Source organism: Pseudoalteromonas sp. SA25, from assembly GCF_011378705.1.
Lineage (GTDB): Bacteria > Pseudomonadota > Gammaproteobacteria > Enterobacterales > Alteromonadaceae > Pseudoalteromonas > Pseudoalteromonas arctica.
In genome coordinates this window covers 299,158-312,005 of the sequence record NZ_WTKV01000001.1, presented here as the reverse complement: position 1 = coordinate 312,005, position 12,848 = coordinate 299,158, and the positions used below count along the sequence as shown (strand labels likewise).

9 protein-coding genes are annotated in these 12,848 nt (G+C 38.5%); 5 read left to right on the top strand and 4 right to left on the bottom strand.

Features of this window, described 5'->3' with window-relative positions:
• The first annotated feature begins 77 nt into the window (after nucleotides 1-77).
• The gene (gene rep / locus GQR45_RS01415; RefSeq protein ID WP_024589913.1) at nucleotides 78-2,096 is read left to right on the top strand and encodes a DNA helicase Rep; all 2,019 of its coding nucleotides are present in this window, start codon (nucleotides 78-80) and stop codon (nucleotides 2,094-2,096) included.
• A 15-nt stretch (nucleotides 2,097-2,111) separates the two neighbouring features.
• Here the strand turns inward: rep and GQR45_RS01410 are convergent, their stop codons facing one another.
• The 3 genes from GQR45_RS01410 to elbB form a co-directional block, all read right to left on the bottom strand.
• Entirely contained in the window at nucleotides 2,112-4,676 is a 2,565-nt protein-coding gene (locus GQR45_RS01410) for a diguanylate cyclase (RefSeq protein ID WP_165724891.1), read from the bottom strand.
• Between the two features lie 164 nt (nucleotides 4,677-4,840).
• Entirely contained in the window at nucleotides 4,841-5,236 is a 396-nt protein-coding gene (locus GQR45_RS01405) for a cytochrome c5 family protein (RefSeq protein WP_007582093.1), read from the bottom strand.
• Between the two features lie 226 nt (nucleotides 5,237-5,462).
• Complete coding sequence (gene elbB, locus GQR45_RS01400) at nucleotides 5,463-6,110, bottom strand: isoprenoid biosynthesis glyoxalase ElbB (protein ID WP_007582090.1); 648 nt, start codon at nucleotides 6,108-6,110, stop codon at nucleotides 5,463-5,465.
• Between the two features lie 524 nt (nucleotides 6,111-6,634).
• Between elbB and polA the strand changes: the two genes are divergently transcribed.
• The 3 genes from polA to GQR45_RS01385 all read left to right on the top strand — a co-directional run bounded on the left by polA (nucleotide 6,635) and on the right by GQR45_RS01385 (nucleotide 10,957).
• Complete coding sequence (polA, locus tag GQR45_RS01395; RefSeq protein WP_165724890.1) at nucleotides 6,635-9,370, top strand: DNA polymerase I; 2,736 nt, start codon at nucleotides 6,635-6,637, stop codon at nucleotides 9,368-9,370.
• A gap of 484 nt (nucleotides 9,371-9,854) precedes the next feature.
• Nucleotides 9,855-10,442 carry a YceI family protein gene (locus GQR45_RS01390; RefSeq protein ID WP_007582084.1) on the top strand — a complete coding sequence of 196 codons (588 nt, stop codon included), beginning with the start codon at nucleotides 9,855-9,857 and terminating at the stop codon, nucleotides 10,440-10,442.
• Complete coding sequence (locus GQR45_RS01385) at nucleotides 10,439-10,957, top strand: DUF1285 domain-containing protein (RefSeq protein WP_010553821.1); 519 nt, start codon at nucleotides 10,439-10,441, stop codon at nucleotides 10,955-10,957. The genes GQR45_RS01390 and GQR45_RS01385 overlap by 4 nt, the downstream gene beginning before the upstream one ends.
• 9 nt (nucleotides 10,958-10,966) lie before the next feature.
• On the opposite strand, the gene yihA is transcribed toward GQR45_RS01385, so the two are convergent.
• Entirely contained in the window at nucleotides 10,967-11,635 is a 669-nt protein-coding gene (gene yihA / locus GQR45_RS01380) for a ribosome biogenesis GTP-binding protein YihA/YsxC (protein ID WP_007377272.1), read from the bottom strand.
• Between the two features lie 281 nt (nucleotides 11,636-11,916).
• On the opposite strand from yihA, the gene GQR45_RS01375 reads away from it, so the two are divergent.
• The gene (locus GQR45_RS01375) at nucleotides 11,917-12,549 is read left to right on the top strand and encodes a c-type cytochrome (protein ID WP_024589909.1); all 633 of its coding nucleotides are present in this window, start codon (nucleotides 11,917-11,919) and stop codon (nucleotides 12,547-12,549) included.
• Nucleotides 12,550-12,848 lie beyond the last annotated feature (299 nt).

The following is a 12,848-nucleotide window of genomic DNA, read 5'->3' as shown; positions in this document are numbered from 1 at the left end:
AATTAATTAAGGCAATTGCTATGCTCGCAGTAATGGTTACGTTAAAATTGCGCGTCTTTTAAATTTCTTTGGTCGTTATGAAACTCAATCCTAAACAAGATGAAGCCGTAAAATATATTAGTGGTCCATGCTTAGTACTCGCAGGCGCAGGCTCTGGTAAAACCCGTGTTATTACGAATAAAATCGCTTATTTAGTGAAAAAATGTGAGTACAAAGCGCGAAATATAGCCGCTGTTACTTTTACCAATAAAGCAGCCAAAGAAATGCGTGAACGAGTACTGCAAACGCTCGGAAAGCAAGACGCTAAAGGTTTATGGGTATCAACGTTTCATACACTCGGTTTAGAAATAATTAAAAAAGAGTTAAGCACATTAGGGTTTAAACCCGGCTTTTCGTTATTTGATGATCAAGATACCAATCAGCTTCTAAGTGAGCTCACCGAAGATGAGCTAAAAAAAGACAAGGACTTACTCAAACTACTTAAAATGGAAATTGGTAGTTGGAAAAACGAATTAGTACTGCCAGAGCAAGCAATACGCGAAGCGCGTGATGCGCAAAAGGCATTGTTTGCACAGCTGTATGCTCGCTATCAAAATCAGCTACGTGCTTATAACGCACTGGATTTTGATGATTTAATTATGATCCCTACTTTGTTACTTACTAATAACGCCACATCTCGTGAGCGCTGGCAGCAACGCTTTAAATACTTGCTGGTGGATGAGTATCAAGATACCAATACAAGCCAATATCAACTTGTTAAATTGCTAGTAGGCGAGCGTGCCCGTTTTACTGTGGTAGGTGATGACGATCAATCAATTTACTCATGGCGTGGTGCTCGCCCGCAAAACTTAGTACTACTAGGTAAAGACTACCCAGGGCTTAGACTTATAAAGCTTGAACAAAACTATCGAAGTGCAGGGCGAATACTAAAAGCGGCTAACATTTTAATTGCGAATAACCCACATGACATAGAGAAAAAGTTATTTAGTGAACTAGGTTATGGTGAGCCGATTAAAGTAATAGGGTGCCGCGATGAAGAGCATGAATCTGAGCGTGTGGTTGCTGAAATAATTTCACATAAGTTTATGAAGCGTACCAGCTATAAAGATTACGCGATTTTATATCGTGGTAATCATCAAGCACGTGGCTTTGAAAAATCATTAATGAGTAACCGTATCCCTTATAAAATTAGTGGCGGTATGTCGTTTTTCGCTCGTTCAGAAATTAAAGATATTATGGCGTATTTACGTTTGCTAGTTAATCAAGATGATGACAATGCATTTTTACGTATCGTAAATACACCACGACGCGAAATAGGCACGGTCACACTTGAAAAGCTTGGTACGCTTGCTAACGAAAAGCACATGAGCTTATTTGCTACCTGTTTTGATAACGATTTAGGCTACAGACTAAAAGGGCGTGGTTTTAATGCGCTTGCTGGGTTTGCACGCTGGGTTGTTGAGCTATCAGATAACGCAGTACGCGGTGATACGCTCGAAGCTGTTAAAGACTTAGTGCGTAATATTAATTACGAGGCATATTTGTACGAGTCGTCACCGAGTGCTAAAGCCGCTGAAATGCGTATGAAAAACGTATCTGAGCTGTATCGTTGGATCACCGATATGTTGACCGGTGATGCCGACAACGAACCAATGACATTAGCCGAGGTTGTTAGCAAGCTAACCCTTCGCGACATGCTTGAGCGTAACGAAGAAGAAGATGAAACCGATGCGGTGCACTTATCAACACTGCATGCATCTAAGGGCTTAGAGTACCCATACGTATTTATGGTAGGTATGGAGGAGGGCTTACTTCCGCATCAGGTAAGTATTGATGAAGATAACGTAGATGAAGAACGCCGCTTAGCTTATGTTGGTATTACTCGTGCACAGCAGGAGTTAACACTTACTTATGCAAAAATACGTCGTCAATTTGGTGAAACCTCACAAACTGAGTTAAGCCGATTTGTACAAGAGTTACCGCAGGACGATCTCGCGTTTGAAAATAAAAAGGCGCCAAATACGCAAGCAGAGCGAATGGAAAAAGGCCAAGCAAGAGTCGCTAACCTTCGTGCAATGTTTAAAAAGCCTGAGTAATACCTCAGGCTAATTTTATAAAGACTGGGTTGCTTGTATTTCAGGTAACTCAGAACACACTAGAGCGTGTTGTTTTCCCACAAAAAATGCCAAACCGTGCTTGTCTAGTAAAGCTCTAAAATTAAGTATTGATGGGCCTTTAGCAATGACTTTCATTGCTTTGAGCTTCGTAATTGCTAGCACCCCTTGTAGCTGAAAATCGTAACTTTCTTGTTGTAAAACACGTTTACTAAAGGTCGAGCTAAGTAGCAGATAGTCAAAATTAATATCGGTTAGTAAATTAAGTTCGCATCGATCTTTAGCAAAATTGTTTAAACCAATTGAATAACCAAGTTGTGATAGCTTTTTGAGGTTTTCTATTTGTGTTGCGCTTGCGTGACGAATTTCTTGCTCATCAAATAGCAAACAGAGCTGGCTATGTCCTTGTTGTTTATTTAGCGTATCTGTAAATAAAACAAATTCGTGCTCCTCGAGTAGTAAACCAGAGCAAGGAACCAGCGCCATAGTTACATTTGCGGTAATTGCTTGTGCATAAGCGCGTTGTAATAACTGTAACTCTATCTCGAGGTGCTGTTCTTTATCTGATGCAAACTTTTTCAAAATATCAAAGCTAGTAAAGCCAAGTATTGGGTGTTCACCAAATGCTTCAAATAAAGATTCAGACTGATGTTGTTCATCAAGAGTAATTATTTCTGAGCTTCTAAAACTCATAGGCAATATATCAAGGTGATGCTGTGCTTTTAGTGCCTGCGCAGGTATTGATTGCGTTAATAGCGGATGAAATAGCTCGTAGCGATTTTTTCCGGAGTTTTTAGCGTGATACATTGCAGCATCGGCATCACGAATAATTTCATCCGTATGCGTATAGCTTTTCTTTGAGTAGGTTATTCCTATACTAGCACCACTTTGAAGTGATTCGCCTTTAAGGAAAAAAGGCTTTTTCATTAAATCGATAATACGATTAGCGACATCTTCTGCTTGTTGAGGCTCAGTTAAGTGCGTTAATAAAATAACAAACTCATCGCCACCTAAGCGTGCTAGTAAATCATGTTCGCGTATACACTGGGCAAATAACTCACTAACGTTAATTAAAAACTGATCGCCAGCATGGTGACCAAGCTGGTCGTTAATGTCTTTAAACTTATCTAAATCAATAAATAAAACAGCAAAATTATGTTCAGGAAAGCGCTGATAATGTTGTAGTGTTTTTTCAAGCTGAGTTAAAAAGAGGCTGCGATTAGGTAAGCTAGTAAGAGAGTCGTGATGTGCGTCGTGATAAAGCTGCTGCTCTATTTTTTTACGCTCATCTATTTGCATTTGTAAGTGCAGATTTGTTTGACGCAATTCTTTGGTTTTTTCGTTTACTCTAAATTCGAGTTCTTGATGGCTTTTTGCAATCGCTTGATTGGTGAGCTTTGTTTGTAAAACCGTTGCAATTTGATGAGATACAAAGGTAATTAACTCGCAATCATCCCGGCTGAAAATATGTTTGTTATCGTAAGCTTGGCAAACAATAAGGCCGATAACACCTTGAGCTGTTTTAAGTGGAGCGCCTAACCAACTGGTGGCCATTTGCTCTTTTTGTACAGGCTTAGCTCTTTGTACTACACCGCTTTCTATTAATTCTTTTGCTCTACACGGGTGTATAAGTTGCGTTTCTTCAGTGCTTATTACCAGTTCACTATAACCTTTAGCAAAGCGTCTTGGTTGTGTGTTTTCTTTAAATTCATCTACACAATAAGGGAAGCTTATCCAGCCAGACTCTTTATCGTAAAGTGCAATATATAAGTTTTCTGCGTAGGTAATTGTTTTTATTATTTCATGTATCTTAAAGTAAGCATCATCAAGGTTTTTAGCTTGCGTTGCTATTTCAGATATTTTAAATAGAATTTGTTGGCGTTGAAGTGCGCGTTTGCGTTGTTCTATTTCAAGGTTTAACGCGTCGTTACTTTGAGTGAGTGCTCGGGTACGAATTTTAACTTCTGACTCAAGGAGCTCTCGTTTTTTTACACGCTCTATTGCAGTTGCTAAATAAAGCGACATAAACTCAAGTAATTGTATTTGTTGTGAGCTATAGCCCTGTTTTGTATCGTAACTTTGCGCTGCTAAAACACCGATAATATTGTGTTCTTGGTAAACTGGAACACCTACCCAATGCTCTGCTGGAGTGCCTAATGCTTTAAATAAGCCTTCTGCTGCGGCATTTTGCATTTGCTGCTTGGTAAAACATGTGGTTTTACCCTGTTTAAATACATAACCAGTGGCGCCTTCATCAAAGCTATTTGATTGGTTAAGGGCGACGGCAATACCATCTTTTTCATCTGAAAAGTAAGAAAGTTCTAGCGATTGACTGTATTGATTTAATAGCACCACATAAAAACTTTTACTCGGCACATATTTTTGTAAAATGTCGTGGATAGCGGGATAAAGTAGGGTTAGCTCGGCAACAGTACTTGCTTGCTCTGATAATTGTATCAGCGCATTTTGTAAGTGATGTGATTGTTTGTATTTATTGAGTAATGTTTTTAGACGTTTATTTTGATACGCCAATTTACTCGATACTGAGAGTTTATCTTCCAATGATCTAACCGGCTATTTTTATTGTATAGTTATTAGCCTTATACTTTCACTTTTAGCGCTTATCGTCAAGTTGATATTCGTACTACCATACTGGCTAGAAACACTATTTTAGGTATTAAAAAAGGCTTACCGAAGTAAACCTTTTTTGTGTATTTCAGCTGTATTTACTTAGATGTCATGAAGTCGATAGCAGCGCTTATCTCATCATCAGAACAATCCATACAGGTGCCTTTTGGAGGCATCGCATTAAAGCCATTTAGTGCATGCTCAAGTAAAGTGTCTTTACCTTTAGCTATACGTGGAGCCCAATCGTCAGGCGATTTAGGCGCGCCTAGTGCACCAGTACCGTGACATGCAAAACATGCACCTTGATACACTTGCTCACCAGAACGAGGGCCTGTAGGCGCCGCTGCTACAGCAGCTTTGTCGCCTTCAAGGTATACAGCACCAACCGGCGCGAGACGTGCTTTAATTGCATCTTCAGTCATAGAGTTATCATATGGCTGTGCGTATGCAGTGGTTGCTAGCATTAATAATGCTGCAGCTGTTAATTTTTTCATTTTGCCTTGCTCACTTCGATTTGAACGTGATCAATCACGATTAAAGATGACGGAAATTAAACCGATTATAACTCTCTGAGCCAATTTATAAAATGCTAAGAGGCGTTTTTATTAATAAAACTGACTACTTTTTGCGTTAACGCAATAAAATTTAATTATTTACTGTTTTTTGTTAAGCAATTTAATAATTGCAAACAGTCATACAATTAACTTTTAGATCCTAAGATCAATTTATTGATAATACGCTACTAACTAGTTTTTCGATCCCTGCATCGGCTTCAATAATCGATTGCGCAAGCATATAAGCTGGGGTTGTAACTAGCTTATTTGGCTGATCAATAACAACATCATCTACTGCACAATTTATATGTTTAGCGCCTAATGTGCTTAGCGCTTGTGCTGTCTCTGCATCGTTACCAATAGTAAGTACAGCGTTATCGTAAATAAATGGGATCAAAGCGGGTGCAATACACATATAACCAGCAGGCTTATTTTCTTTTGCAAATGATTTACAAGCATTAAGTACGTCTTCATTAATATTTGCTTTTGCGCCTTTAATTGCAAAGTCACATAAGTTTTTTGCAGCGCCAAAACCGCCAGGTACAATTAATGCGTCAAACTGAGTTACGTCTAGTTCAAGCAGCGATTTAATGTCACCCCGTGCAATACGAGCCGCTTCTGTTAATACATTACGTTTATCAGGCATTACTTCGCCCGTTAAATGGTTAATGGTATGAAGTTGTTCAATATCCGGTGCAAAACACTGATAAGTTGCGCCATTTTTGGCTATATGTAATAAAGTTAAAATTGCTTCATTAATTTCACTTCCATCGTACACACCAGACCCTGCTAATATTACCGCTACGTTTTTCATGCTTTTGTGCCCCTAAAGTCTTTTTTATAAGTCGATCGGATGAAGTCTAACATGCTCAAAATTTCTCGCGAAAATAAATTTTTAGTACAAAAATCATTCCCTATGCAAGTTGTATTGCGGTTTATGCCATTTGCGATCACTTTGCCTTTAAAAAAATTATAAAGGATCGCTATGATCTTCGATCCATTGTGCTAGAATACTCCTCCGGTTATTTAAATGGACGCGAATAATCAAAGTGAATAACAACACAAGCAGTCGTTAGAAAACCTTTTTCCACATTGGTTTAAAATAATAAAAAAAGAACCTCGTATTATCTTTTTTAAATTAAAACATACAGTTAAAGTATTTTCTAGGCATTTTATAATGCTTTGGAAGAATAGCTCGTGGCTGTTATCTACACACTTATCCACAGCTTGCTATAGTTTTAATAACACGATAAGCAGTAATTCACTGTCGTTTTATTTACTACCTTATGGCATGCTTATAATTACCTTAATTTTTTGCATTTAGGATCCAAATTCACCATGGCTCAGATCCCCGAAAACCCACTTATTTTAGTTGATGGCTCGTCATATTTATTTCGTGCTTATCATTCTCCGCCGCATTTAACTAATTCTAAAGGTGAAGCTACGGGCGCTATTTATGGCGTGATCAACATGCTTAAAAGCTTGATCAGACAATACGATCCCTCACATATGGTGGTTATATTTGATGCTAAAGGTAAAACGTTCCGTAACGATATGTATAGCGAGTATAAGGCAAATCGTCCGCCAATGCCGGATGACTTACGCACTCAAATAGCACCAATACACAGTATTATTAAAGCGATGGGCTTTCCGCTAATTAGTATTGAGGGCGTTGAAGCTGATGATGTTATTGGTACATTTGCACGTATAGCGTCAGAGCAAAAACGACATGTACTCGTCTCTACTGGCGATAAAGACATGGCACAGCTTGTTAATGAACACGTTACGCTAATAAACACGATGACTGACAGTATTTCAGATCCCGTTACCGTGGTTGAAAAGTTTGGTGTAGGCCCTGAACTTATTATTGATTACTTAGCATTAATGGGTGATAAGGTCGATAATATTCCGGGTGTTGAAGGCTGTGGTCCTAAAACTGCAGTTAAATGGTTAGAAAAATATGGTTCTCTTCAAGGTGTAATGGATCACGCCAGTGAGATTAAAGGTAAAATAGGCGAAAAGTTAGCAATTGCCCTTGACCATCTGCCTTTAAGCTACGAACTTGCGACAATTAAGTGTGATGTTGAAGTTGAATCTGATCTTAATACATTCAAACTTCAAGAGCCTAACAAAGACGAATTAATTGCATTATATGGTGAGTGCGAATTCCGTCGTTGGTTAGCTGAATTACTTGATAATCCTAAAGATGCTGAAACACATTTAGCTGTACCTACCGAAGCTACTGAATTACCAAAAGTAGAAGATGCTCATTACGAAACTATTTTAACTGAGGCGCAATTTGATACGCTGATAAATCAATTAAATAGTGCTGAGTTATTTGCATTTGATACTGAAACAACCAGCCTTGATTACATGAAAGCGCAATTGGTGGGTATGAGCTTTGCCGTAAAAGCGGGTGAAGCTGTGTATTTACCGGTAGCGCATGACTACCCAGGTGCGCCTGAGCAATTAAGCCTTGAATTTGTAATGCAAAAGCTAGGTCCAATTTTGGCAGATGAAAACAAAGCTAAAGTAGGGCAAAACCTTAAATATGACAAAAGCGTATTAGCGAATGCAGGTTTTGCGCTAAATGGTATTAAGTTTGACACTATGCTTGAGTCGTATGTATTTAATAGTGTAGGCACGCGTCACGATATGGACTCGCTAGCACTTAAGTACCTAGGTCATAAAAATATTAGCTTTGAAGATATTGCTGGCAAAGGTAAAAAGCAACTTACCTTTAACCAAATTGAACTTGAAAAAGCAGCGCCTTACGCCGCAGAAGATGCCGATATTACTTTGCGTTTACACGAAGTGCTTTGGCCAAAAATAGCAGCTGATGAAAAGCTAAAATCGGTATTTGAAGATATAGAAATGCCACTTATTAGTGTGATTTCTGATATTGAACGCACCGGTGTTGCGATAGATAGCAATATGCTTGGAGCGCATAGTCAACGTTTAGGCGAGCGTTTAATTGAGCTTGAAAAAGAAGCATTTGAAATAGCAGGCGAACCATTTAACTTAAGTTCACCAAAACAGCTACAGGTACTGTTGTTTGAAAAGCTTGGGCTGCCTATTATTAAAAAAACGCCTAAAGGTGCACCTTCTACCGCAGAAGAAGTACTGCAAGAACTTGCTCATGATTATCCGCTACCTAAAGTAATTATAGAGCATCGTGGTTTATCAAAGCTTAAATCAACTTACACCGATAAATTACCATTAATGGTGAATGAGAAAACCCAGCGTGTACATACGTCTTATCATCAGGCAATTACAGCTACGGGGCGCTTGAGTTCAACTGATCCTAATTTACAAAATATTCCTATTCGTTCAGAAGAAGGACGTCGTATTCGTGAAGCGTTTATAGCCGCAGATGGTTATAAAATTGTTGCTGCCGATTACAGTCAAATTGAGCTGCGTATTATGGCGCATCTTTCACAAGACAAAGGTCTATTAAATGCATTTGCTAACGGCTTAGATGTACATAGTGCAACTGCCGCTGAAGTATTTGGTGTAGAGCTTGATGATGTAACTACCGATATGCGCCGTAAGGCGAAAGCAGTAAACTTTGGCTTAATTTACGGTATGTCGGCATTTGGTTTAGCACGTCAACTAGATGTGCCACGCCACGAAGCGCAGCATTACATAGATAAATACTTTGAGCGTTTTCCAGGTGTATTAGAGTACATGGAAACAACACGCGAAAAAGCGGCTGAAAATGGCTACGTTGAAACAATATTTGGTCGTCGCCTACATTTACCAGAAATAAACGCACGTAATGGGGCGCGTAGAAAAGGAGCCGAACGTGCTGCTATAAACGCACCAATGCAAGGTACTGCCGCCGATATTATTAAAAAGGCAATGCTGAGCGTTAACCGCTGGGTACACGAACAAGCGCCAAATACAATTAAGCTGCTTATGCAAGTGCACGATGAATTAGTATTTGAAATCAAAACAGACTGCGCACCACAATACACAAAACACATCTGTGAACTGATGTCGCAAGCTGCTGCGCTAGATGTACCACTTATAGTTGAAGCTGATGAAGGTGACAACTGGGAACAAGCTCATTAATGCAATTTGAGCATTTTAATTAAAGCGCCTTTTGGCGCTTTTTTTATGTTTAATAAAAATGGCGAATAACAGCGATTCAATCAGGTATATGCAAGCTTTAGTTAAAATAAGGTTAATTTAAGCAACTATTTGTATTAAATAGTTATATGTTCGTCAATTCGAGCTGTTTTACAGGAATATGATTGTATTTTAATGCGTGCTTTTGTTAAAGTCCCGCCTGTCCTATCCTGTAGGACATCCTGTTGATGATGCATCTGAAAGGGTGCAACAAATTGATAGCTTCTCCCCAGTTTGCTATACCGGCCTACCAACTTGTTTGGTGGGCCGTTTTTTGTTTTACGCCTGAAAATCCTATCTAATTAATTCTTTATTGCGCTATACCAATTGTATTATTCATTCGTCATTTCGAGGTGGTTTGGGTACATCGCAGGTGATACCATCGAAGTGATATTATTCTTTTCATTTTATTACTAAGGAGTGCGTTATGTTTAAAGCATTAGCTATTGCAGGTTTTTCTTTATCAAGTTTAGTTATTTCTAATGTTGCTCAGGCCAATTGGCAGCTAGTGAATGATAAAAGCCAACTAAGCTTTGTTTCAATTAAAAAAGATTCGATTGCTGAAGCTCACCATTTTACTAACCTTGAAGGTATGCTTTCTGATAAAGGCGAGTTTAGCGTTAATGTTGATTTAACATCAGCCGAAACTCTAATTCCTATTCGTAATGAGCGTTTAACGACATTTTTATTCGAAGCGGCTAAATTTCCAAATGCTGTTTTAACTGCAAATTTAACTAAAGAACTGAGCAATATTAAAAAGCCTGGTCAATATGTATTGAAGGGTATTAAAGCTGAGCTTGATTTTCACGGTAATAAAAAGCCATTGGCAATTGATGTACTCGTTAACAGCACGCAAAGTGGTGATTTAACGGTATCATCATTAACACCTATTATTATTAATAGTGATGATTTTGGTGTAACTGAAGGCGTTAAAAAGCTGCAAGAGCTAGCGGGCTTACCTTCAATTGCAACAGCAGTGCCTGTTACATTTGCAATTACACTTAAAAAACAGTGATTTCTTTAAGTGAGCTTAGCAAGCAATTAAGCGAGCCAAGCAAACCTTTTGATAGTTGGCAGCCTAATCATTGTGGTGAACTGCCAATTGTCATTAATCATGAGGGGAAATGGTTTTACGATGGCAGCGAAATAACACGCCCAGCCATGGTGAAGCTGTTTGCTTCTGTTCTATGTAAAGAAGGTGAGCAATTTTATTTAAAAACACCTGTCGAAAAAATAACAATAACGGTTGATGATGCGCCGTTTATTATTGTTGATTGGCGTTTTGAAAATACAGTGCAAGGGCAGGTGTTGTGTTGTATTGATAATTTAGCTAGGCAGTGGTTAGTGAGCGCTCAGCAGCCTTTAGTTATAAAAGACTATAAAGGGTCAAAAGTGCCTTATCTAAAGCTACCTTATGGCTGTAGTGCGCGTGTTGCGCGAAGCGTATATTATCAGTGGGCTGAAAAAGCCGAGTCTGATAAGCTCGGCTATTTTATTAAATCTGCAGGAAAGCAGTTTTATTTATCGTAACGCCAGCGTTTAAGCCTCTGGGTTAGTTTCGTCTGTGATTGTTTCATCGGTAGGTGGTACAGCAATAACAGGACCTAAAAACCATTCATCTAGTTTTTTAGCTACTTCTGGTAACCCCGTGCCTTTTAATGATGAAAATGCATGAACTGTAATATCCCCATCAAGCGTGCTTAATTCACGACGAACTTGCAGTACTTGTGATTTACGAGGGCCTTGCTTTAATTTATCGGCTTTAGTTAATAGTGCCAATACTGGAATTTCACTACCAATAGCCCAATTAATTAAATCGCGGTCTAAATCTTTTAATGGATGACGAATATCCATTAAAATAACAATACCTTTTAAGCTTTGACGCTTTTGTAGGTATTCGCCTAGCGATTTTTGCCATTTCTTTTTCATTTCGATTGGTACTTTAGCAAAACCATAGCCTGGTAAATCGATAAGGCGCATATCGTCAACATCAGCTAAATCGAATGTATTGATTAGCTGAGTACGTCCAGGTGTTTTACTTGTACGTGCTAGCTTCTGATCGGTTAATGCATTTAATGCACTCGACTTACCTGCGTTGGAGCGACCGGCAAACGCAACTTCAATTCCCGTATCAGCAGGTAATTTAGTAATGTCGGGAGCGCTTGTTACGAAAGACGCAGTATTATATTTGATACGAGATTTGAGCACAGGCTCTCCTAAAACTTAAATAAATAACGTTGAGTAAACCAAATTCACTCAGGGCGCGTATTTTATACTATAAAGGATGTATTAAAAAGCGTATTTAACCACCTAAAAACAGCACCTATGGTACATTTAAAACATGTTAAAGCTTAATCTAAGTCAAAACCCTGTAAATTATAAGCTTAATATGTGTAGAAAACGTGCCAGAGAATTTATTATCGTGTAGAATATATGTATTACAACATCACGATTGTAGATGATACAGGGTCGGAAACAGAGAATTCACCATGAAAAAAATAGCACTATCTTTAACAATATTGCTTGGTGCGTTGTCAGCAAGCAACGCAACAGCATTTGATGGCGATGTAAACGCAGGTAAAGAAAAATCAGCAACGTGTGCGGCTTGTCACGGCCCAGACGGTAATGCGCCGGTTAATATTTACCCTAAAATTGCAGGTCAACATCCAGATTATATCCTTAAGCAACTTCAGGATTTAAAATTAGGTATGACGTCAGGCGGCAAAGAAGGGCGTATGGATCCAGTAATGAGCGCTATGGCTATGCCACTTAGCGAGCAAGACATGAAAGATCTAGCTGCTTATTTTTCTTCAATGAACATGTCTGAAGGTGCTACACCTAAAGATGTTGTTGAAGTTGGCGAGATGCTTTTTAAAGCAGGCGATGCAGAACGTGGAATTCCATCATGTGCAGCATGTCATGGCCCACGTGGTAATGGCTCGTCACTTGCTAAGTTTCCAAAAATTTCTTTTCAGCATCCAGGATATATCAAGGCTCAACTTGAAAAATTCCGTGATGGTACTCGTCATAATGACTTAAATGGCATGATGGGCGATATTGCAAAAAAATTAACAGATAAAGACATCGAAGTACTTTCTCAGTATTTAGGTGGCTTACACTAAAGTCGTATTTATTTAGCAGTTAATAATAAATAAACTACAATGTGTTAAAAAAAGCAGCCTAGGCTGCTTTTTTTGTGTCAAAAATTAACGATATCGTCCGTTTTAATGTAAGACATTGACCATGTCTGGTTGTAAGAAAAGTCTTCTTTTTATCTTTGATTATTGATTAACTTATTGTAATTTATGTTTATTTTTATATCTCAATGTAATAAAGATAATAAAAGTTATATAAACCAGTTGTAACAAAATCATTAACGAGTAAATTAACCACTGTCGCAAAACAACAATAACAAAACGGA

Bases quoted from the DNA above. Each gene is read 5' to 3' on its own strand.
- rep (WP_024589913.1), top strand. From the start codon at position 78: ATGAAACTCAATCCTAAACAAGATGAAGCCGTAAAATATATTAGTGGT.
- GQR45_RS01405 (WP_007582093.1), bottom strand. From the start codon at position 5,236: ATGAAAAAATTAACAGCTGCAGCATTATTAATGCTAGCAACCACTGCA.
- elbB (WP_007582090.1), bottom strand. From the start codon at position 6,110: ATGAAAAACGTAGCGGTAATATTAGCAGGGTCTGGTGTGTACGATGGA.
- polA (WP_165724890.1), top strand. From the start codon at position 6,635: ATGGCTCAGATCCCCGAAAACCCACTTATTTTAGTTGATGGCTCGTCA.
- GQR45_RS01390 (WP_007582084.1), top strand. From the start codon at position 9,855: ATGTTTAAAGCATTAGCTATTGCAGGTTTTTCTTTATCAAGTTTAGTT.
- GQR45_RS01375 (WP_024589909.1), top strand. From the start codon at position 11,917: ATGAAAAAAATAGCACTATCTTTAACAATATTGCTTGGTGCGTTGTCA.